This is a genomic window from Halorarius halobius (genome assembly GCF_024298865.1).
In the GTDB taxonomy this organism is placed as follows: Archaea; Halobacteriota; Halobacteria; order Halobacteriales; family Haloarculaceae; genus Halorarius; species Halorarius halobius.
Genome location: NZ_CP101161.1, coordinates 630714 through 652033 on the forward strand (window position 1 = coordinate 630714; position 21320 = coordinate 652033).

Consider the following 21320-nt stretch of genomic DNA (forward strand, 5'->3'; position numbering starts at 1 on the left):
CCGGATAGGGCCGTTCGTCCCCTAAGCGTGTCGCCCGCGGACACCGCCCGCGGGAACCCGCACTTATGACAAGTCTTAATCCCCTCCCCGGACAACTCACGGCAGTCTGAAAAATGGGCGCAGCCACGTCTCTGCTTGCCCCCGCGCAGGTATCGGTGTTCGGTGCCAGCATCAGCGAGGGGGTGTTCATCGGGGTCGGAGTGGCGATCATCGTCGTGCTCATCGTCCTCTCGGCGTTCTTCTCGTCGTCGGAGATAGCGATGTTCTCGCTGGCGAGCCACCGGGTCGAATCGCTGGCCGACGAGGGGAAGCCGGGCGCGAGCGCGCTGAAGGAGCTCCGCGACGACCCCCACCGCCTGCTCGTCACCATCCTCGTCGGCAACAACATCGTCAACATCGCGATGTCCTCTATCGCGACGGGTCTGCTCGGCTACTTCCTCTCGCGGGGCCAGGCGGTGCTCGCGGCGACGTTCGGCATCACCGCCCTGGTGTTGCTGTTCGGCGAGTCCGCGCCCAAGAGCTACGCCGTCGAGAACACCGAGTCGTGGGCGCTCAGCGTCTCCCGGCCGCTGAAGCTCGCGGAGTATCTCCTGCTTCCGCTGGTCGTCGTCTTCGACTACCTGACCCGCGTCGTCAACAAGGTGACCGGCGGCCGCTCGGCCATCGAGACCTCCTACGTCACCCGCGACGAGATACGTGACATCATCGAGACGGGCGAACGCGAGGGGGTCATCGAGGAGGACGAACGCGAGATGTTCCAGCGCATCTTCCGGTTCAACAACACCATCGCCAAGGAGGTGATGACGCCGCGGCTCGACATGGACGCCATCCCGATGGACGCCTCCATCGAGGAGGCCATCGAGACCTGCATCCAGTCGGGCCACGCACGGCTCCCCGTCTACGAGGGCGGCCTCGACAACATCACCGGCGTCGTCCACATCCGCGACCTCGTGCGGGACATGAACTACGGCGAGGGCGAGGAACTGGAACTCGCGGACCTCATCCAGCCGACGCTCCACGTTCCCGAGTCGAAGAACGTCGACGAACTGCTCGCCGAGATGCGCTCGAACCGGATGCATATGGTCATCGTCATCGACGAGTTCGGCACCACCGAGGGGCTGGTGACGATGGAGGACCTCACCGAGGAAATCGTCGGCGAAATCCTCGAAGGCGAGGAGGAGGAGCCCATCGAGTTCGTCGACAGCGACACCGCCATCGTGCGCGGCGAGGTGAACATCGAGGAGGTCAACGAGACGCTCGACATCGACCTCCCGGAGGGCGAGGAGTTCGAGACCATCGCCGGCTTCATCTTCAACCGCGCCGGCCGACTCGTCGAGGAGGGGGAACTCATCGCGTTCGACGGCGTCGAGATACGCGTCGAGGAGGTCGAGAACACCCGCATCATGAAGGCGCGGGTCACCCGTCTCGACCGGGAGGAGGAGCCGGAGCCCGAACTCGACGAGACGGTCGAAATCGAGGACTAAAGCACCGCCGAGACGGCGAGAAACCCGCCGTAGGCGACGGCGAAGGCGAGCGCGAGCGACCCCACCCACGCCAGCACCGTGTACCCCATCTTCTTCCGCGAGACGCCGGCGCCGCCGGCCGCGTACCCCGACCCGATGATGGCCGAGACGATTATCTCGTTGAACGAGACGGGTACGCCGAAGAACACCGCCGACTGGGCGATGAGAAACGAGGGGATGAGCGCCGCGATGGACCGCCGGGGGCCCAGCGACGAGTAGTCCTGCGAGAGCGCCTTTATCATCCGGGGCGCGCCGGTCCACGACCCCGCCAGCAGGCCCAGACCGCCGGCGAGCAGGAGTGCCGGCAGCGGCACCGCCACCGTCTCGGGACCCAGAAGCGGGAGCAGCGGACCGAGCGCCAGCCCCACCTGCGAGCCGCCGGCCGAGAAGGCGACCAGCCCCCCCAGCGCCAGCAGGAAGTGGCGCTGGCCGGCGGCGGGGTCGTTCGTGAGGTCCCACCGCAAGGCGGCGGCGATGGCCCCGCCAAGCAGGAGCGTGACGGCCGCCTTGCCCGCGAACAGCGTTCGCGGCGTGACCGTGCCGCCGACGAGCGCCCGGGTGATGGCGGCGGCGATACCGAGCGCGCCCCCCGACGGTCCCAGCAGGACGAACTCGACGTTGGCGAGCACCAGTCCGACGAGCCCCCCGAGCAGTGGTACCGCGACGGGTTCGGGCACCCGCTCGTCGCGGAGGAGTTTCGCGGTGGCGAACGCGACGCCGCCACCGACGAACGGGACGAGCAGCCACAGCGTCGCTATCTCCTGGTACTTCGCCCACGCTGGCGCCCGGCCGAGCGCCAGCCCCGCGCCGACGACGGCGCCGGTGACGGTGAACGCCGTGGCGATGGGGTAGCCCGCGAACACGCCGACAGCGACGAGCACCGCGGCCGTCAGCAGGCCGACGATGGCCGCCGTCGGCGTCAGCGGCGCGCCCACGAGCAGTTCGGTGCCGACCGCCTCGGTGACGTTCGCCCCCTGCAGGAACGCGCCACCCAGTCCGAGCAGGCCGACGACGAAGCCGGCCCGCATCACGCTGATGGCGTTGGCGCCGACCGCCGGCGCGAACGGCGTCGACCCCGAGGAGCCGGCCCCGATGGCCCACGCCATGAACAGCGACGCGACCCCGGCGACGACCAGCGTGACCACCGTCCCCGTGGCTACCATACACGACTGTTATCGCGGCCCTCGTTTATAACCCCGAGACACCGGGGCCGGCGGCCGGACGTTTATATCCGAAACCGCCCCAGTCCCGCTGTGATGACCTCGTTCGCCGACGCGGCTCCGCCGAGGTGGCCCGCATGACGACGAGCCCGCCCGTCCCCGAACTGGCCGACCGCGCCGCGGCCTGTGCCGACCGGCTCCGGGCGGCCGACGAGGTGCTGGTCGCCTCCCACATCGACGCCGACGGCCTCACCAGCGCCGCCGTCGCCAGCGCCGCGCTCGAACGCGCGGGCATCGCCCACGAGCAGACGTTCCAGAAACAGCTCGACGCCGACGCCGTCGCCGGCATCGCGGCCCGCGAGTACGACGTCGTGCTGTTCACGGACTTCGGCTCCGGCCAACTGGACGACATCGCCCGCCACGAGGAGCGCGGCGCGTTCACGCCAGTCGTCGCCGACCACCACCAGCCGGTCGAGGGCGCCGACACGGAGTACCACCTCAACCCCTTGCTCGTCGGCATCGACGGCGCGAAGGAGCTGTCGGGGGCAGGCGCCGCCTACGTCCTCGCGCGGGCGCTGGGCGAGGACAACCGGGACCTCGCGGCCACCACGGTCGTCGGCGCGGTCGGGGACATGCAGGACTCCTCGGGCGAACTCCACGGCGCCAACGCCGCCATCGTCGCGGAGGGCGTCGAGGCGGGCGTGCTCGCGGAGGGGAAGGACCTCGCCGTCTACGGCAAGCAGACGCGCCCGCTCCCCAAGCTACTGGAGTACGCGACGGACGTGTTCGTGCCGGGCATCTCCAACTCCCAGTCGGGAGCCATCTCCTTCCTCGAGGACCTCGACGTCGAGACGAGGGACGACGAGGGCGACTGGAAGCGGTGGGTCGACCTCACCGACGACGAGCGACAGACGGTGGCAAGCGCGCTGGTGCAACACGCCGTCAAGCGGGGCGTCCCCGCCCGCAAGATAGACCGCCTCGTCGGCACCACCTACACCCTGCTGGATGAGCCGTCGGGGACGGAACTGCGGGACGCCTCGGAGTTCTCGACGCTTCTGAACGCGACGGCCCGCTACGAGCGCGAGGACGTGGGCCTCGCCGTCTGTCTCGGCGACCGCGGGGCGGCGCTCGACACCGCCCGCGGCCTGCTCCGCCAGCACCGGCGCAACCTCTCGGAGGGGCTCCAGTGGGTGAAGCGCCACGGCGTCACCCACGAGGACAACCTCCAGTGGTTCGACGCCGGGAGCGAGATACGCGAGACCATCGTCGGCATCATCGCGGGGATGTCGATGGGCGCCGACGGCGTCGACCGCTCCAAACCCGTCATCGCGTTCGCGGAGGACACCCCCGAGGAGACGAAGGTGTCCTCACGAGGGACGGGAAGCCTCGTCCGGCAGGGGCTCGACCTCTCGGCGGTGATGAGCGAGGCGAGCGCCGAGGTCGGCGGAAAGGGCGGCGGCCACGACATCGCCGCGGGCGCGACTATCCCCGCCGGCACGGAGGCGGCGTTCGTCGAGGCGGCCGACCGCATCGTCGGCGAGCAACTGGGATAGAGCCTTCTCGTTTCGGGCCCTACCCCGAACATGGACCCCCGCGTGTTCGAGTGCGTTGAGTGTGGCGCGACGTTCCCCGAGAGCGAGCGCGGCGACGACACGCTCCTCGCGTTCCGTCGCCACGTCGAGCGGCGCCACCCCACGGACCTGGAGATACTCGACGGCGACTACCTCTACTTTCTCGACCAGCACTCGGAGGGGCGGCTAGACCCCGACGACGCCGACCTGTTGGACCACGACGGCCCGGTCGACTCGGCCGACGAGCAGTGACGGTGGCACCGCGGCGGAACTGAATCGCCGGGGCCCGAACCGCGTTCCTGCGGTGGCGTTTCATCGGAAACGGTGGGGTGTTACGTGGGGCCGCGGCGACAGGTCTTTGCCCGCCCACGGTGGGGACTCGGCCATGGACCGCGACGGAGGCGCCACGTCGTGAGACGCGCCGCGCTCGCCGGGAGCGTGCTGTCGGCGGCGCTGGTCGGCGTCGTCCCCGTCTCGGGGCTGTCGCCCGCGGCGCGGGCCGCGCTCGCCGTGGCGGCGTTCGCCGCCGGGTGCTGGATAACGGGCGCGCTCCCCCTCCCCGTGACGGCGGCGCTCGTCCCGCCGCTGGCGGCGGTGACGGGCGCCCAGCCGACGCTCTCCGCGGCGTTCGCGCCGATGGCCGACCCCGTCGTCTTCCTGCTGTTCGCGGGGTTCGTGCTGGCGGCGGCGCTCGAACGCCACGGCGTCGACCGCCGGGTCGCGTTCCTCGTGGTCCGGTCGCTCGGTACCTCGCCCCGGCGCCTGCTTCTGGCGGTGATGGTGACGACCGCGGGGCTGTCGATGTTGCTGTCGAACTCCGCGACGACGGCGATGATGGTGCCGGTGGCCGTCAGCGTCGCCCGAGCGGGGGCCGTCGGAACCGACGGCGGAGCGCCGAACGGGAACGAGCGGCCGAACTTCGAGCGGGCGCTGCTGCTGGGGACGGCGTACGCCGCCAGCATCGGCGGCGTCGGCACGCTCATCGGCACGCCGCCCAACGCCATCGTCGTCGCGGCGCTGGCGGAGGCGGGCATCCACGTCGGGTTCGCCGAGTGGCTCGCAATCGGTCTGCCGGTCGTCGCCGTCGGCCTGCCGGTCGCGTGGCTCCTGCTGCTGTGGCTGTTCCCGCCTGGCGAAGTGGACGTGGCCCGTGCGCGCCGCACCGCGACCGAGGGGCTGGCGTCGGCCGGCGGCCTCGACCGCGACGCCCGGGTGACGGTGGCCGTCGTCGCGGCGACCGCCGTCCTGTGGTTGGTGGGTGGCCTCGGCTTCCTGGTCCGGGGCCAGCTCCCGACGGACGTCCACGCGGCGCTGTTCGGCGGGCGCGGTCTGCTCCACTACGTCGTCGTCGGCTTGCTCGGCGTCGGTGCGCTGTTCGCGCTCGGCGCCGTCGAGTGGGACGAGGTGACAGACATCGACTGGGGGACGCTACTTCTGCTCGGCGGTGGCATCGCGCTCGCGGACGCGCTCGACCGCTCGGGCGCGGTCGCGTACCTGGCGACCGCCGCGGTCGAAACCGTCGGGGACATCCCCGTCGCGGTGCTCGTCTTCGGCCTCGTGGTCGGCGTCGTCGCGCTGTCGGAACTCGCCTCGAACACCGCGACAGCGGCCGTGCTCGCCCCCATCCTCGTCGGCGTCGGCCCCCGCTACGCCACGGCACTCGGAACCACCGGCGACGGCGCGGCGGCGTTTCTCGCGGTGGTCGGCGCCGTCGCCGCCTCCTTCGGGTTCGCGCTCCCCGTGGCGACGCCGCCCAACGCCATCGCGTTCGGCACCGGCCACGTCGAGCGTGACGACATGCTCCGGGCGGGCGTCGTGCTCGATGCCGCCATGGCGCTCGTCGCCAGCGGGTCGCTGTACCTGCTGTTCCGGTTCGTGCTCTCGTTCGGCTGATTTCGGCCGCCTCGACCCACAGAATCCGGTGTCCACGTGGTCGAAGGCCGGCTCCTACTCCACGATTCTGTATCGTGATATGTGATTCATCCCTGACAAGCCCCGAACGCCGCCCCTCCCGCGGAATCGGCCGACGACGCGGCCACGCACCGGATTTAAGCCCGAGGGACGGCACTCCCGGGCATGAGCGTCCACTACGACCGCGAGGGGCCGGTGGCCGTCGTCACGGTCGACCGACCGGAGCGCCGCAACGCCATCGACAGCGAGACGGCCGACGCACTGCTCGACGCGTGGACCCGCTTCGAGGAGGGCGACGCCGCCGTCGGCGTGCTGACCGGGAGCGAGGGCACCTTCTCGGCGGGCGCGGACCTGAAGGCGATGGACCTGAACGACTCCCCGGAGGGGTGGCTCGGATTCACCCGAGAGCGGGTCTCGAAACCCACTATCGCCGCCGTCGAAGGGCCGTGTGTCGCGGGCGGCCTGGAGATGGCGCTGTGGTGTGACATCCGCGTGGCGAGCGAGACGGCCGAGTTCGGCTGTTTCGAGCGCCGGTTCGGCGTCCCGCTGGTCGACGGCGGCACCCAGCGGCTCCCCCGGGTCGTGGGACTGGGTCGCGCGCTCGACATGATACTCACCGGCCGCGCCGTCGACGCCGAGACGGCCGAGCGGTGGGGGCTCGCGACCCGTGTCGTCGACGCGGGCGAGGCCCGCGAGGCGGCCGTCGAGTTGGGCGAGCGCATCGCCGAGTTCCCCCAGGAGACGGTGCTGACCGACCGCGCGGCCGTCTACGACGGGGTTGGCACGCCGCTCCAGCAGGGCCTCGGCCTCGAAGGCTGGCACGGGTCGCGCGCGCTCCGCACGGCCGAGGCGGGCGCCGACCGATTCGCCGGCGGCGAGGGGCGCGGTGGCGAGGGAATCGAGCGCGAGGAGTAACGACGCGGCGCTTTCTCGGCGGCGTTCGGCGCTCGACCGCGGTGGCGCCACGCGACGGCGATAAATCACATGCCACGATACAGAACTGCCGTCAACAGACGTTGCGACTATCCGATGCATATGCACGACCTACAACTGAACTTGTAGCTTCTCCATCGTCGGTTGGACAGGTGCTATCTTATTAGCGAGACAACACGACGTTGACCATTCATGCCGAAATGTTAATATAAGACCATTTGAGGGTGAGTCATCGTGTGGTAAGGAATGACTAACAATATAAATCGGGGTGGACCGAGGGGGACCGATACGACGACAGACGCCGAGACCGACCGGCCGCGACTCGACCGCCGGGCATATATGCGGACGCTCGGGGCAGCCAGCGCCGGAATAGGTCTCGGTAGCGGTGGTCTCGCAGCCGGGTTGACCCAGCCGGCGGCCGCCGTCGACACGGTGCTCGACGATTTCGAAGACGGGGATCTCAGCGAGTACAGCGGCCACACGAGCCGCTACACGGTCCAGGGCACGACCACACTCGAGGGGGCCCAGACGCTCGAAGCAACCCAAACGTACGGCAAGATCGCCCACGAATCGGCGACGACGCCCCGCGGCTACGAGTACCGCTGTCGAATTATGGCGGGTAGCGGCAGCGCCGGCAACCCCGGCCTCCTCGTCAGCGCGCAGAGCCCCTCGAATCCCTGGGCCGACTGCTACTACGCGGCGGCAGATGCCGACACCGATACGCTGTATCTCGGACGCCGAGCCGGGGGCAGCGGCACCACCCTCGCATCCGCGTCCGTGACGATTAACGAAGGAACAGAGTATCGGCTCGCTATCGACCTCGATACGGACACCCTGACGGCCGTCCTGTACGATAGTTCGAACACGGAACTCGCTGCCACGACCGAGGTGACTGACACCACGCACACGGGCGGCACGGTCGGATTCTACGGGGGCGGCGGGACACCCGCCTACTTCGATTACGTCGGCCAGACCGCCCTTGCCGAACCGCCCTCGCAGACGGCTATCTTCGAGGACTTCGAAACCGGCACGCTCGGTGACGACTACACGTTCGACACGGGAAGTACGGGGGCGTCCGTGGTCGCCTCCCCCGTCTATCACGAGTCGAATGCACTCGAACTGGCCGGCACCACCGTCGAGATGATCAGCACGCCGGAGGCCCTGACGCTCGCACAGGGGGACTCGATTACGTATCGCGTCCGGGCGACCGGTGGCGCAAACCTCACGCATTTCACGTATGGCGTCCAAGACCACGGGAATCGCTACTTCGTCCGCGTCGCGTTCGCCGACGACGGGTTCGAACTCCAGCGGTACGAGGGCGGCTCCTCGACGGATCTGGACGTCACGACCACCTCGAGTCCACTCGCGGCGGACACGTGGTACGATGTCGAACTCGAGTGGAGTGAGGGCGGCGTGCATACCGCGACGCTGTTCGATCAGTCGGGGACACAGCTCGCGCAGGTGAGCGCGACAGATACGACGTGGGACTGGGGCCACGTCGGCTTCGACGCCTACCTCGGGTCGGGCGAAGCCGTCTACTACGATTACCTCACGACCGAAGCGACGCCAGCGTCGTTCCCGCACGTCATCGACGACTTCGAAGACACCGACCTCACGGAGGACTACACGTTCGAGAACAACAACGAGTCGGCGGCGACGCTGGTGTCGAGCCCGACCCGGACCGGCGGCCAAGCCTTGGAACTCAGCGGCGCACACTGCCATCTCAACGGAACGGCGGAGTTGCCGTACGAGCCAGCGGCGGGCGACGTGTTCGGCGGCTGGGTGCGGGCGAGCTCCGACATCGACGGCTCGCTCGTGCTCACCTACGGCGTCCAGGACTTCGAGAACCGCTACTACGCGTACGTCGACGTCAGCACGGGGACAATCCGCATCCGGAAGAAGGTCCAGGGGACGATCACGACGCTGGCCGAACAGACGGGACTGGGGCTCTCGCCCGATACGTGGTACGAACTGGAGGTGGACTGGCGCACCGACGGCACACACATCTTCACACTGTACGACACCACCGAGACCCAACTCGGCCAGGTGTCGGTCGCCGACGACCGGACGTGGCAGACCGGCACGGTCGGCTACAACGCTCACGTAGGGAATGGCGCCAGCGGGTATTTCGACTATGTCTGTATCAAAGAGACGAGTTTGCTCGGTGAGTTCGAGGGCGGCCTCGATGGGTGGTCCTCTGACAGTAGCGTACAGTTTAGCCGGATGAGTGTCGACGAACAGCCAGCGGCAGTGACGCAGGGCAACGACGTATTGAAGGTGCGTATCGATAGCGATCCGGAGCCAGCCATTCGGAACGAGGAATATATCCAGCAGGCAGATCTCACCAGCACGCCGTATCTGGTAGCAGATGTGTTGCCTGCATCCGTGGAAAACTCGGATTCCCCGGTGAAGTTCCGGTTCGAGTACCACTACTCCAATCCAGGCGGGATCGAGCATTCACCCACCATGAACGTAGACCAACGGTATGGTGGCCGCCTTGGGTGGGATATGAGTGGATTGAGTACGACCAAGTTGAACTCACCCAAGCGACTGGAAATCGTCTGGTATCCGACCGACCACCCGCCATCGAAGTCGTTCGATTACAACGGTGTTGTGTATGTCGATAACATCCGACTGACGAGGGAGAGGAATCTGGTAACGAACGCAAGGTGGGCAAGAAAACAACGAGATATGGAGCGAGCATATGGGCCGATGACTGATCAGGTAATCACTTCTCAGAACGCAACGAGGCAGGATGGGTATTACGAGTTCAGTAATGGCGGCACAGTAGCATATTATGCGGAGGTCTTACAAAACGGGAATATACGCGAAACGTGCGACGGCGACACGTTCGTCTGGGAGGTGTCACAGTAATGCCCAACAAGACGGAAACGGCGAACGTCGTCACGACCATTTTGGGGTACGACGAGAACGACCCGCCGGATAGCGTCAACGGAGGATTACGAAGCAGCGCTATTCCGTGGTTATTCGACGAGTGGTTCCACGGCGACTTCGATACCGTCCGAGAGCAAAGTCTTACTGATGCTACCGGAACGAAGACGCTCGAAGAGTACACCTCCAGTGAAAATCCATTTCCAGATTGGCGAATCAACTCAGCTATCGAGATCTCCTTCGATACACCGGACGACAAGACGGTCTCGAACCCGCAGGTCCAGATGACAGATCCGGAAGACCAGACGACTCCGGGCGGGGTAGCACCGGTCACGCTCGAAGGAGCGCCCGATGAGCCCACCAATCCATTCCGAACTGTCGTTGACTACGACGGTTCGAAGAACTATCAACAGGCGACCGTGAAAGGTCCGCTGACTGCCGGCCCCGAGAAAGTGGGGCCGATTGAAGGGGTCGAAGGGTACAGAGCGTCGATCATCCTCGGTGGGAGTGATCCTTATCTCGAACAGCTCAAAGCGGATGGGAGGACACTGGCATCTATTGCTCCAGGTGCGAACATTCCAAAGATAATAGCCGATTTTATGTTGTTCGTCCCGACGTTTTACTCTTTCCTCGACTTCGTCTTCATGGCCGACGGGACGACGCTCGTTCGGGTTTGGGACGCGAGCATGTATCCTGCCCATGCGCTATATGTGGGGGGAACATTGGAAGATCAAAACGAGTTTGATGAGGGGGAAGAGTGGGTCACTCAGGGAGATCTCACGCAGCAAGTCGCATTTGACCAGTTTGCGTCAGAGGCAGGTTTCACTCCATTTACGCCGTTTGACCGGTATGGTTCATGGCTTTACGAGGATACGTTTAGAAATGGGGCACCGCCACATCCGGTGATGGTTCATAGAAAAAGTGGGACGTCCATCTCTGCACGTTCCGTTGAAAGGGAAGAAACGAATCCACTGTTCCCCACTTCAGTGTAGTAGGTGTAGATGAAGATTAGATTGATTAATCGCTAAATTACTATTCATACCCAGATGGACTAATCCATATGCGTACCCGTCTAATCCTCTGTGTTAGTCTCCTTCTTATCGCCGGGTGTGCTGCCCTCCAGTTCGATGAAGGGGCTACTCAAGACCGTCCTGTTTCTATTGTTATCAATAATTCGGCGAACGAGACACAAACCTTCGAGGTCTGGGTGGTTGAACTCCCGGCGACAGTAACAACACAACGGAGTGACGGACTTACTGCGAACTGGTCGATTGATCAAGGAATAGCTACGACATCCTCTGGCCCACATCCGTGGACGAAAGTTGAGATGCCCGAATCAGCGCGCCTTCACGGGCGAACAATACTCAAACCGGGAGAAGAAAACCGGAGCACTATTTCGGAGTTTAATCGAAATGCGGCTGTTGTTGTAGTCCTCTATCAGGACCCGAATATAAGCGGCTGGTGGGTGAGTGCAAATTGTGGCGGTCGGGCCTTGGTTGGAGTTGGAGTTTACACTCGCCCGAGTCAATACGGTGACGCATACGGCTCGTACGGGTGCCGGTAGCGGTGACTCCATCCTCTATTTCGAACGATTTCATTCCCAGACTGGTCCGATCTCGGACGGAACAACCGCAGGTTGGCTACTCACTCAGATTCCGTCGACCCTTCCGGGGGTTGTCATCAGTCGTTGTACCGTGCGAGTCGATATGCGGCGGCTATTGATGACGGTGCTCCCTGAACCGCGATTATGGACGACGGGACAGCCGAATTGAAGCACGTTTTCTCTGCGCTCTGTCTGGGGGTACTTATCGTTCTCTCCGGGTGTTCACCCCTCACATCGGATAGACCAGCTGGCCAAGAGGGTCCAGTTACACTTTCGGTCAATAATTCAGCGAACGTTACCCATACATTCGAAGTGTGGGTGGTTGATAGTGAATTAAACAATAGGGAGGTGATTATCCGGAAGAGAGGAGGCGAGATTGATAGAGCGTCACCGGGGCCAGGGCTCAGTAATTACCAACTCGACGGCGACTATGGGTTCGTGACAGCAATTGAATTACCCCAATATCAGTCCCGTTTTTACAGAAATTATACCCTTAGTCCCGATGAGGAGAACCAGAGTTCCATTGACGAATTTAAAGATGATTCAACAGTTATCGTTATCATCTACCGTGATAACCGAGTTGTAGCCTTGGTGACTGCCCATTGCGATGACGATCTCGTGTTTGTCGACGTGACGATGCGTCCATACGGGGCTGACACCGGATACAACTGCGAACCACCGGGATAACTGCCGTAACCGATAGAACGTCTGTATCCCACTCCGCGTGTCGACCGCATTCCCCTGGTCACCCGTCTCGGTTTCCGATGCGATTAGCGATACTTCCTTGAGACCCTGGAAGAGTACACTGCCAGTGAAAATCCATTTCCAGCCTGGCGAATCAACTCCGCCATCGAGATCTCCTTCGACACACCGGACGACAAGACGGTCTCGAACCCCCCGGTCCAGATGACAGATCCAGCAGACCAGACGACTCCGGGCGGAGTAGCACCGGTCACGCTCGAAGGAGCGCCCGACGAGCCCACCAATCCATTCCGAACCGTCGTTGACTACGATGGGTCGCAGAACTATCTCGATGCGACGATGAAAGGACCGCGCACAGCTGGTCCCGAGAAAGTAGGACCGATTGGAAGCAGCGGAATCGAGGGATATCGGGCGGTCATGCTCTCGACGCACTGCGACGTCGACGCCTGGCACGGCCTCGACGACGAACCCTACGAGCAACAGAAGACCGAACTCGGTCGCCGATTGATCGAAGGCGCTCGGACAGTCTATCCCGAGTTAGCGACCGATCCAGCGGTGTACGAGATCGGGACGCCCGTGACGTACGAGGCGTTCACGAACCGGCCCCGGGGCGCAATCGGCGGCTACCGCCAGACGCTCTCGAACACGAACCAGCACGCGGTCCCCCACGACATCGGCATCGACGGCTTCTATCTCGCCGGGGATACAACGTGGCCAGGGCTCGGAACGGTCGCCTGTATCAAAGGCAGCCGGATCGCCGCCGAATCGGTCTTGGACGGAGAGTAGGAGCGACCCCGACCAATCCGGCGACTCAACGTTAGCCCGGATTCCGGTGTACCCGTCTATATCCTTGAAAGGCTCTGTCGAAATCCTCAGCCGCGGATACTCTGGCACGGCCGTGTTGAATACAGGCGCGTACCTCGTACGTCCACGATGGTAGATCAAGTGACAGCGATACTGGACTCGTTTACCCACCAGCTAGCGGAACCGAAGCCCCGGACGTAGTTCGGTTATAATCCCTCTGGGACGCTCCGGGACCGTGGATCGTGACTTCGGCCACGATGCCTGTGTCCGACGAGCGATGGATATACCGGTAGGCACTCACCGACAGTCTCCCCTCGGGCAGCGCCACAATCGAGCGATTCACCGCCGATAGGTCGGTGCTCGCCCGGAGCGTGACGTTCGAACTGGCATTGCGTGTTAGATACAGATATATGGTCTCACCAGGTGCGACCGTGGCGTTGACGGTCGTCTGATAGCCCGCCGTGTCGGTGTAGAGGAACACGCCGGGGGTCGTGGCGACCACCCCGCCGCGATGCCTGAGTGCGATGGTGGACCCGTTGGCCGTGCGCGAGACGCCGAACTGTGCCAGTTTGTCAGTGGTCCACGCCGGGGCCGTGGCGTCCGTCTCGCCGAGCCCCTCGACCGCATACGACTGGCGAAACGTCACCGTCTCGTTTCGATAGATATGGAACTCACTAGCCGTGAACGCCCGGACGACGCCCCGGTCGCTGACGACGAGCGTCGCGGAGATACCCCGGGTCGAAGCGACGACTGGCGTGTCCCCGATGTTGGGCTCGACGCCCTCGTCGATGCCTGTCGAGCCGTACACGTACAACGTCCGGTCGCCGGCCGGAACCGAACTCAACAGCTCCCACTCGAGGTCGCGCAGATACGACTCCAGCAGGCCCGACGAGAAGTTGACCATGGTGGGGCGCAACTCCGTGAGATAGCTCCCGGGACCGGTCTCGTACTGATACAGCGACTCCGGGCCGTACTGCCGCGAACTGACGTTGGCCATCGTGGCGTCCTGGGTGAACCAGTAGACGTTGCTGTCAATCGCCCCGGCAATCGACACCTCCGCGGCCTGAAGATCGCGCTCGACGGTCACGACGTACTCTCGAACCGTGAGGTTCCCGCCTGTACCGGTATCGGCCGCGCGAGCGACGTGTTCGTACGTTGCGCGGCTCCTGTACGATGTTCTGGCGAGCGTGGCCTCGTGAGCCTGCACGAGGCGGGTCGCGTTGTGAATCCCGGTTGCCGACGTCCCAGGCGGATACGATGACGTGTCGTTCGCTGTCGGGACGGACGGGGCGGGAGACGGCTCGGTGCTCGCCGCTGCGTGGGGGGCGACTGGGTGCCCGAGCGCCATTCCCCCAGCTGCTGTGACCAGCGTGATACAGAGAACGATTTCGAGCGTCCGGGAGACCAGGGCCATCGGTCACTACCACCACGGCAGCGACCAAGGCTACTCGTGACGTACTCCGAGTAGGATCGGCTTTCAGGAGGTGCGTCACCATCGGCTCTAGTCGCGCCCGGTACACGAGTCCGCAGACAGAGCCACCACTCCTGGCTCCCAACGTCGGCGTCGACGGCTTCTATCTCGTCGGGGATACGACGTGGCCGGGAACTCGGAACAGTCGCCTGTCTCAATGGGAGGCAGAATGCCGCGGGGGAGGTGGGAACGGTGAGTAGGAGCGACCCGACCGACCCGGCAATACAGCTCTAGCTAGGAGTCCCATGTGATAGTTTATATACCGAAAGACAGACCGATATCCATGAACCGTTCCCGTGTCGCCGCCTCCCGCTCCCTCTCCCGACCGGCTGCCATCTGCGACGGCCAGCGATGCGACCGCCACTGCGGCGCTCCCTCCCCGCGCAGCTGCGGCCGCCCGCGCCACCAGTTCCACGGAGTCAGCGACCGACCTGGCGACGATTCTCGAGGCGATTCCAGTTCCCGATACGATTACTGACGAGTATCCCCACTGGCACGCGTCGTATCCGCTCGCCGCGATGGTGCGGGCGTTCATCGGCAAACACGCCCTCGGGATGTCGACCGAGACTGCACTCCGCCGTCGGCTCCGCACTGACCCGTATCTCGCAGGGCGACTCGGCTTCGAGACGATTCCAGATCAATCGACGCTCTGGCGCACCTGGAACACTCGCTTCGACGCCGACCTTCGGGGGGCGATTCGAACTGCGGGCGCTGCGGTCGCAGCCGTCGGCCGCGACCACGACCTCGAGCTCCCAGGACCGGCCCAGAGCGACGAACCTGAACACGACGACGGCCCCCATCGAGACGGCCGCCTCGGTGCTGCGTCGCCGGTTATCAACGACGCTGAACGAGTGGCCGACGCCACGCAAGAGACGGTTTTCGACGCGCTCGAACTTGATCGTGCGGCCAACGCGACGATTCCCGAGGCGGCGTTCTGGCGATTACAGACGGCTGTCGGACTCCACGACAGTCGCTACATCAACGCGGGCGCGCAACTTCAGGCCCACCACGCGGACGGCGTCACGCCGCTCGGCCACAACCATCGCGCGCAACTCCGCAAGCAGGCGAGCAGCGACTATCGCGCAATGGTACAGGACGCGGTTGGCCGCCTCGTCGCAGACGCACGCAGCGAGGGGCGACTCGACCGGGAGGTGACCGTCGCAATCGACATCACGACGGGCACGCCGTTCTACGGCGACCGTGAGGGCCTCGACGCGGACGTGCTCGGTACGAAAGCCCCCACCGACGAGTACGCGTACCACTGGGCGACGATTCAGATCGTCGATGCGGCTTGCCCGCTCATCCTCGATGTCCGACCCGTTCGGCGCGGCGATGCCCGTGCGGAGATCGTCGCCGACCTGCTCGAGTCGGCGGTCGACCACGTCGCCATCGAGGTGGTGCTCGCAGATCGAGAGTTCGATGGCGACGCGGTGAAACAAGCGTGTGAAGCCCAGGGAGTCCAGTATCTGACGCCGACACGCAAGCACACGTCCGAACAGGCGACCGAACAGCGGCTCACCCAAGCCGGCCGCGAGGTTCACGTCGAAGAGGAAGCCACGCCGGCTGGCCCGACGCGCAAGACGCTGTATCTTCGGACCGAGGGGTCGGACAGCGACGGCAGCGTCGACGTAACTGCGTACGAGCCCGATGCCCGGCAGCAGTTATGGAATGACCTCGGTGAGACGCTCGATGTCGACGTGGGGCCAGACGAGCGCGAGCAGGCGGCGTTCCACCACCTCGGGACGGATCTCCTTGGGGACGACGAGGACGACGAACCAGCGGCGGACTCGTATCTGGTGTTCGAAACGAACGCCGACGTACCGACGGAGACGGCCGATGCGGCGGCCCTCCGGCAAGCGGTTCGGCGACTCGTTCGACGGTATCGACAGCGGTGGGAGATCGAGAATGCGTACAAGAGCGTGAAGCCGTTCGTGGTCCCGACGACGTCAACGAGTCACGCCCTCCGCTATTTCAACTTCGCGTTCGCGTGTCTGTTGTACAACGTCTGGAAGCTCGTCGATTGCATTCTCCGCGAGGCGTATGACGTTGCCGCCGGGCCGGTCGTGCCTGCGGTACAGGTAATCGACGCGCTTCGCCAAGAGACCGGCATCGGCTAATCCGAGGGAGACTCCCGGCCGATACGTGGCGTCGAGAGCGGAAGCGCTGTTCTCACCCGTCGGTACTGGCGTACTTGAGGAAGGATTGGTCACTAATAGGTTACTAGTCAGAAGTTTTCGTCCAGATAGTTCTCGTACTAACGGGCTTGGACGGCCAAAACGTCGTGCGTTCCAGCACAAAGTCTCATCATCCAGCCGTCAACCCGGTCGGACCCGAACCGACTTTCCTGTCGGTTCCCAAGCGGTCGCATGGTCGTCCCGCTGGAGATGGGCTGGCGGCATCTGCTGTTCGAGAACTGGCCGGTCGACCCGGCGGTGATGGACGCGCACCTCCCGACGGAACTCGACCCCGACACGTACGACGGGTCGGCGTGGCTCTCGGTCGTGCCGTTCACCAACGTCGCCGTGCGGCCGAAGGGCGTGCCCGAGGCGCTCGGTATCCGCCTGCCCGAACTCAACGTCCGGACGTACGTGACCCGCGACGGCGTCCCGAGCGTCTACTTCTTCAGCCTCGACGCACAGGGCGTGGCAAGCGTCGTCGGCGCGCGGCTGTTCCACCACCTCCCGTACTACTACGCCCGCATCTCGCTGGAGACGACCGACGGCCGGGTGCGGTTCGAGAGCCGGCGGCTACATCCGGGGGCCCGCCCCGCCCGCTACGATGCGACCTACTGGCCGACCGGCGAGCCGTTCGCCGCGCCCGAGGACCCGTTCGGCGAGTTCCTCGCCGAGCGCTACCGGTTCTACACCGAGACACAGGACGGGTCGATGCGGTACACCGATGTCGAGCACGACTCCTGGACGCTGTACCCGGCGGCGGCCGACGTCGAGGTGAACAGCCTGCTGTCGGCTCATGGGTTCGCGCGGCCGGACGCCGACCCCGTCTACTACTACAGCCCGGGACTCGACGTGGTCGCCTCCCGGAGCAAGCGGTCGTCGCGAAAAAAGCGGGACGGGAACGCTACCTGAGGTCGATGCGTTTGTAGCGTTCGGCGGCGGCTTTCGGCAGCGAGATGGTGCAGACGCCCTCGTCGTAGTCGGCCTCGGCCTTGTCGATGTCGACGGGCGCCGGCAACTGGATATGCCGCTCGATGCGGGCCGGCCGCTCGTGGACGAGGACGCTGCTCGTGTCGTCGAACTCGACCATCCGCTGTGCGGAGACGACGAGCGCCGTCTCGTCGCCCCGGACGTCGATCTCCTCCGCGGCGTAGCCCGGGAGGTCGACGTACACCGAGATGTCCTCGGAGCCGTTGACGACGTCGATAGCCGGCACCGCGGCCGGCACCGACGACCCTCCGAGGAACTGCTCGGACGTCTGCTGGGGGACGCCCTGAGGGACACCCTGTCCGGGCTGTCGTTCGGGCCTGAGCGGCTGGTCGAACGGGTTGCTCGACATGGTCACTGGATACCGATGGACTGCTGGGTCCCGCCCACCTGGCCGTACTGCTGACCCTGCGTGCCGAACGACTGGAGCCGGGACAGCGCGTTCTGGATGGAGCCCACGCTCTGTTGTGCCTCCGAGAGCGCCTCCTGCACCTCGGGCTGGCTCAGGTGCTGCTGAAGCTCCGCGATGCCGTTCTGGATGACCTGACGCGAGGCCTCCCCGACGGGCTGTGCGAACGGCGACTGCCGGATGACGAGCTTCTTCTCTAGCGTTGCGATGTCCTGGATGTCGTCACACACGCGGGCGAGCCGGGGCATTCCACGCTCGGTGGCGCGGTTCTTCGCCCACTCGGAGACCGTCGCCAGGCGGTCGAGGTCGTTCGTCAGCGTCACGACTTCGTTGGGGACCGACTCGGCGAACCGCTGGCTCACGGCGCTTCGGATCTCCGAACCCATCGTCTCGGCCCCGTACGCCTGGCCGAGCATCGGCGGCTGGCTCTGGGCCTGCTGGGACTGCTGGGGCTGGAGCGTCTGCGTCGAGAGATGCGACTGCGGCTGGAACCCCGGCTGGTAGCTGACCGGAGCCGGCGTCTGCTGGGACGGGACCTGCTGGCCGAACTGCTGGGGCACCTGTTGCGGCTGTGCCTGCTGGTGCGGCTGGGGCTGAATCTGGCTCTGCTGGGGCTGGAGTTGCTGTTGCGGCTGGACCTGCTGGCCGAACTGCTGGGGCATCTGCTGGGGCTGGGTCTGCTGCTGGTACGTCGGTACCTGTGTGGCCTGGTGCTGCGCGGTCGGCGGCTGGTAGAGTTGCTGTGACATCTCGATCACTGCCCGTCGAAACTGGGCAGTCGTGCATCTGGGCGAGGTGGCATTTGTTATAGCCCGCCATCTGTACCGAAATCCCGGCGTACGAGGCCGCAGGCGTGTGTTTGCGTGGCGTACGGCTGTGTTACGGTAACACACCACTCGAACCGCAAGAGGGGCCGCCCACGAGCGGTAGTTCAGCGACGGCCGGAAGTAGGACGACCGAACCCACCGGGGCGACGCGGTAAGTCGAGCCAAAATCCGGCAACGGCGTTGCGGACGTCCGGGACCGGCGAGACGGCCGGACAGGCGTGAAGCATAACTCGCTCGGCGCGAACAGAACCGGTATGGCCACCCCCGTCGTCGACCGGCTCCGCCAGCCGGAGTACACCGGCGAGAACCGCTGTACCCCCTGTACCGCCGTCAACATCGTGCTCGCGGTCTGTCTGTCCGCTGCCGCGGGCTACGCCTGGAGCCTCGCCGTCGGCCCCTGGTGGTGGGTGGCGTTCTGGGGCGTGTTCGGCGTCTCGGTCGCCGCCATCTGGCTCCGGGGGTATCTGGTCCCCGGGACGCCCGAGTTGACGAAGCGCTACTTCCCCGACTGGCTACTCGCGTACTTCGACAAGGGGCCGCAGGCGTCGGGGGGGCTCGCGGCCGGCGCGTCAGACGGGGACCTCCGGACCGACGTCGACCCCGAGTCGCTGTTGCTGTCGGCGGGTGTCGTCGAGCCCTGCGCCCAGGAGGACGACCTCTGTCTCACCGAGGCGTTCCGCGCGGCGTGGCACGACCGGATGGCCGACCTGCGGGCGGCCGACGCCGACCGCGCGGCGCTGGCCGACCAACTGGACATCGACCCGGGGAGCCTCCGGTTCGAGGAACACGACAGCGGGTTCGAGGCGTTCGATGGCGACCGACGCCTCGGCCAGTGGGAGTCGCGGGCGGCGCTCATTGCGGACCTCGCGGCCGCGGCGGAACTGCCCCAGCACGTCGACGACTGGGACCGACTCGCCGTGAGCGCGAAGGCGCAGGTGCTCGGCGGCCTCCGGGTGTTCCTCGAGACCTGCCCGACCTGTGAGGGGCAGGTGACCGCCGGCACCGAGGTCGTGGAGTCGTGCTGTCGCTCCCACGAGGTGGTCGCCGTGGGCTGTCGCGACTGTGACGCGCGCCTGCTGGAGGTACCGTTCCACGACGGACAGGCCGCCTGAGCGAGCGACCGCCCGACTTTTCTTCCCGAACCGCCGAGTGGAGGTATGAGCCTGGACCCGGAAACGTTCGAGGAACAGAAGTACGTCGACTACTTCCCGAAACTCCAGCAGGCGTACAAGTCGGCGTTCAACCGGATGAACGAGCGGTACGACTCCACGCTCGTCCACGGCATCGACCAGTCGATTCTCAACGAGTCGGAGCCCCACTACGAGGGCGACGGCGAGTTCACCGTCGAACTGCCCGACGACCCCCACGACCGCATCGACGGCGTCGTCGTCGTGAGCGACGAGAAACTCGACGAACTGCTCGACGTGTACGTCGAGGAGCTGAAGACCGAGTTGCGGCGCGTGTTCGACGTGCCGGAGTGACTGCGTGGCGGTCGCTCGCTCCGTTCGGCATTCGGCTCGCGTGGCGCTCCCGCCCACATCGGGGCGCTCGCTACGCTCACTGACCGCGGCTCGCGGCTCACGACTCGCTAACCTCACCGTTCGCTCCCCCGTGGCCTCGCTACGCTCGGCCACGCAGGGCACAACGCCTAAGCACCGTCACCCCATATCGGCGGACATGAGCACGGAAAGCGCGGACGGCGAAGACGAGCTTCGGGAGCGCATCTCGAACTTCCTGCGCCGCAACTTCCCGCAGATTCAGATGCACGGCGGGAGCGCGGCTATCCAGGACCTCGACCGCGAGGAGGGGTCGGTCACCATCCAGCTGGGCGGCGCCTGCTCCGGCTGTGGCATCTCCCCCATGACCATCCAGGCCATCAAGTCTCGCATGACCAAGGAGATTCCCGAGATCTCGACGGTCCACGCCGACACCGGCATGGGCGACGGCGGGAGCGAGGGGATGGCCGGCGGCAACGTCTCGCCGTCGTTCCCGGGCGAGTCTTCGAGCGGCGACGACGACGAAGGACCGGAAGCCCCGTTCTGACCGGCCTCCAGTTTTCAGCCACGTAGCCGCTGGCCCAGCCACCGGCCCGCGACCACGAGCGCGACGGCGTACGGGAACGTGAACAGCACGACGAGCGGGTAGTACAGCGTCCGGGTGAGGCCGGCGACGTTGTGCAGGGCCGTATCGACGAGTAGGGCGGCGGCCACGGCGGGTACGTACACGAGTAGCGTCACGTCGGGCAGGATGTCGGTGGCGCGGGCGCCGACGAGCGCCAACAGCAGGGTGTACACGCCGAGCACGTCCGGCGCGAGCGGGCGGTCACCGGGGAGCCGCATACCCCCACGTTCAC

At 65.6% G+C, this 21320-nt stretch carries 19 protein-coding genes; 14 read left to right on the forward strand and 5 right to left on the reverse strand.

Features of this window, described 5'->3' with window-relative positions:
- The first annotated feature begins 113 nt into the window (after nt 1-113).
- Nucleotides 114-1484, forward strand: a complete 1371-nt coding sequence (locus NL112_RS03285) for a hemolysin family protein (RefSeq protein WP_255151206.1) — start codon at nt 114-116, stop codon at nt 1482-1484.
- Here NL112_RS03285 and NL112_RS03290 read toward each other — a convergent pair.
- Nucleotides 1481-2686 carry an inorganic phosphate transporter gene (locus NL112_RS03290; protein WP_255151207.1) on the reverse strand — a complete coding sequence of 402 codons (1206 nt, stop codon included), beginning with the start codon at nt 2684-2686 and terminating at the stop codon, nt 1481-1483. The two genes, NL112_RS03285 and NL112_RS03290, sit on opposite strands and share 4 nt — an antisense overlap.
- 134 nt (nt 2687-2820) lie before the next feature.
- Here NL112_RS03290 and recJ point away from each other — a divergent pair, with 134 nt between their 5' ends.
- The 8 genes from recJ (at nt 2821) to NL112_RS03330 (ending at nt 13081) form a co-directional block, all read left to right on the forward strand.
- On the forward strand, nt 2821-4236 hold the full coding sequence (recJ, locus tag NL112_RS03295) for a RecJ family nuclease (protein ID WP_255151208.1): 1416 nt from the start codon (nt 2821-2823) through the stop codon (nt 4234-4236).
- A 30-nt stretch (nt 4237-4266) separates the two neighbouring features.
- A complete protein-coding gene (locus tag NL112_RS03300; protein WP_255151209.1) occupies nt 4267-4506 on the forward strand; it encodes a hypothetical protein in 240 nt (79 codons plus the stop codon).
- A gap of 159 nt (nt 4507-4665) precedes the next feature.
- A complete protein-coding gene (locus NL112_RS03305; protein WP_255151210.1) occupies nt 4666-6147 on the forward strand; it encodes an SLC13 family permease in 1482 nt (493 codons plus the stop codon).
- Between the two features lie 183 nt (nt 6148-6330).
- Nucleotides 6331-7080, forward strand: coding sequence for a crotonase/enoyl-CoA hydratase family protein (locus tag NL112_RS03310; RefSeq protein WP_255151211.1), 750 nt, complete (start codon nt 6331-6333; stop codon nt 7078-7080).
- Nucleotides 7081-7344: 264 nt separating this feature from the next.
- Nucleotides 7345-9972, forward strand: a complete 2628-nt coding sequence (locus NL112_RS03315) for a hypothetical protein (RefSeq protein ID WP_255151212.1) — start codon at nt 7345-7347, stop codon at nt 9970-9972.
- Nucleotides 9972-10982, forward strand: a complete 1011-nt coding sequence (locus tag NL112_RS03320; RefSeq protein ID WP_255151213.1) for a hypothetical protein — start codon at nt 9972-9974, stop codon at nt 10980-10982. Before NL112_RS03315 ends, NL112_RS03320 begins: the two co-directional genes overlap by 1 nt.
- A gap of 755 nt (nt 10983-11737) precedes the next feature.
- On the forward strand, nt 11738-12280 hold the full coding sequence (locus tag NL112_RS03325; RefSeq protein WP_255151214.1) for a hypothetical protein: 543 nt from the start codon (nt 11738-11740) through the stop codon (nt 12278-12280).
- 432 nt (nt 12281-12712) lie between these two features.
- On the forward strand, nt 12713-13081 hold the full coding sequence (locus NL112_RS03330; protein ID WP_255151215.1) for a phytoene desaturase family protein: 369 nt from the start codon (nt 12713-12715) through the stop codon (nt 13079-13081).
- Nucleotides 13082-13262: 181 nt separating this feature from the next.
- Here NL112_RS03330 and NL112_RS03335 read toward each other — a convergent pair whose 3' ends face one another.
- Nucleotides 13263-14513, reverse strand: coding sequence for a hypothetical protein (locus tag NL112_RS03335; RefSeq protein WP_255151216.1), 1251 nt, complete (start codon nt 14511-14513; stop codon nt 13263-13265).
- A gap of 353 nt (nt 14514-14866) precedes the next feature.
- Between NL112_RS03335 and NL112_RS03340 the strand changes: the two genes are divergently transcribed.
- Complete coding sequence (locus tag NL112_RS03340; RefSeq protein ID WP_255151217.1) at nt 14867-16687, forward strand: transposase; 1821 nt, start codon at nt 14867-14869, stop codon at nt 16685-16687.
- A 249-nt stretch (nt 16688-16936) separates the two neighbouring features.
- Nucleotides 16937-17656 (forward strand): YqjF family protein, encoded by a 720-nt coding sequence (locus tag NL112_RS03345; protein ID WP_255151218.1) that lies wholly within the window; start codon nt 16937-16939, stop codon nt 17654-17656.
- Here NL112_RS03345 and NL112_RS03350 read toward each other — a convergent pair.
- Nucleotides 17649-18083, reverse strand: a complete 435-nt coding sequence (locus NL112_RS03350; protein WP_255151219.1) for an Hsp20/alpha crystallin family protein — start codon at nt 18081-18083, stop codon at nt 17649-17651. The genes NL112_RS03345 and NL112_RS03350 overlap by 8 nt on opposite strands.
- Nucleotides 18084-18085: 2 nt before the next feature.
- A complete protein-coding gene (locus tag NL112_RS03355) occupies nt 18086-18889 on the reverse strand; it encodes a hypothetical protein (protein WP_255151220.1) in 804 nt (267 codons plus the stop codon).
- A gap of 332 nt (nt 18890-19221) precedes the next feature.
- On the opposite strand from NL112_RS03355, the gene NL112_RS03360 reads away from it, so the two are divergent.
- From NL112_RS03360 to NL112_RS03370, 3 genes are all read left to right on the forward strand, one after another.
- The gene (locus NL112_RS03360) at nt 19222-20079 is read left to right on the forward strand and encodes a DUF8054 domain-containing protein (RefSeq protein ID WP_255151221.1); all 858 of its coding nucleotides are present in this window, start codon (nt 19222-19224) and stop codon (nt 20077-20079) included.
- A 45-nt stretch (nt 20080-20124) separates the two neighbouring features.
- The gene (locus NL112_RS03365; protein WP_255151222.1) at nt 20125-20448 is read left to right on the forward strand and encodes a DUF5783 family protein; all 324 of its coding nucleotides are present in this window, start codon (nt 20125-20127) and stop codon (nt 20446-20448) included.
- A gap of 196 nt (nt 20449-20644) precedes the next feature.
- Nucleotides 20645-21010, forward strand: coding sequence for a NifU family protein (locus tag NL112_RS03370; protein WP_255151223.1), 366 nt, complete (start codon nt 20645-20647; stop codon nt 21008-21010).
- Between the two features lie 14 nt (nt 21011-21024).
- Here NL112_RS03370 and NL112_RS03375 read toward each other — a convergent pair whose 3' ends face one another.
- Nucleotides 21025-21306, reverse strand: coding sequence for a hypothetical protein (locus NL112_RS03375; protein ID WP_255151224.1), 282 nt, complete (start codon nt 21304-21306; stop codon nt 21025-21027).
- Nucleotides 21307-21320: the final 14 nt, after the last annotated feature.

Coding starts and splice junctions, on each gene's coding strand:
- NL112_RS03285 (WP_255151206.1), top strand. CDS start 114: ATGGGCGCAGCCACGTCTCTGCTTGCCCCCGCGCAGGTATCGGTGTTC.
- NL112_RS03290 (WP_255151207.1), bottom strand. CDS start 2,686: ATGGTAGCCACGGGGACGGTGGTCACGCTGGTCGTCGCCGGGGTCGCG.
- recJ (WP_255151208.1), top strand. CDS start 2,821: ATGACGACGAGCCCGCCCGTCCCCGAACTGGCCGACCGCGCCGCGGCC.
- NL112_RS03300 (WP_255151209.1), top strand. CDS start 4,267: ATGGACCCCCGCGTGTTCGAGTGCGTTGAGTGTGGCGCGACGTTCCCC.
- NL112_RS03310 (WP_255151211.1), top strand. CDS start 6,331: ATGAGCGTCCACTACGACCGCGAGGGGCCGGTGGCCGTCGTCACGGTC.
- NL112_RS03315 (WP_255151212.1), top strand. CDS start 7,345: ATGACTAACAATATAAATCGGGGTGGACCGAGGGGGACCGATACGACG.
- NL112_RS03320 (WP_255151213.1), top strand. CDS start 9,972: ATGCCCAACAAGACGGAAACGGCGAACGTCGTCACGACCATTTTGGGG.
- NL112_RS03325 (WP_255151214.1), top strand. CDS start 11,738: ATGGACGACGGGACAGCCGAATTGAAGCACGTTTTCTCTGCGCTCTGT.
- NL112_RS03330 (WP_255151215.1), top strand. CDS start 12,713: ATGCTCTCGACGCACTGCGACGTCGACGCCTGGCACGGCCTCGACGAC.
- NL112_RS03335 (WP_255151216.1), bottom strand. CDS start 14,513: ATGGCCCTGGTCTCCCGGACGCTCGAAATCGTTCTCTGTATCACGCTG.
- NL112_RS03345 (WP_255151218.1), top strand. CDS start 16,937: ATGGTCGTCCCGCTGGAGATGGGCTGGCGGCATCTGCTGTTCGAGAAC.
- NL112_RS03350 (WP_255151219.1), bottom strand. CDS start 18,083: ATGTCGAGCAACCCGTTCGACCAGCCGCTCAGGCCCGAACGACAGCCC.
- NL112_RS03355 (WP_255151220.1), bottom strand. CDS start 18,889: ATGTCACAGCAACTCTACCAGCCGCCGACCGCGCAGCACCAGGCCACA.
- NL112_RS03360 (WP_255151221.1), top strand. CDS start 19,222: ATGGCCACCCCCGTCGTCGACCGGCTCCGCCAGCCGGAGTACACCGGC.
- NL112_RS03365 (WP_255151222.1), top strand. CDS start 20,125: ATGAGCCTGGACCCGGAAACGTTCGAGGAACAGAAGTACGTCGACTAC.
- NL112_RS03370 (WP_255151223.1), top strand. CDS start 20,645: ATGAGCACGGAAAGCGCGGACGGCGAAGACGAGCTTCGGGAGCGCATC.
- NL112_RS03375 (WP_255151224.1), bottom strand. CDS start 21,306: ATGCGGCTCCCCGGTGACCGCCCGCTCGCGCCGGACGTGCTCGGCGTG.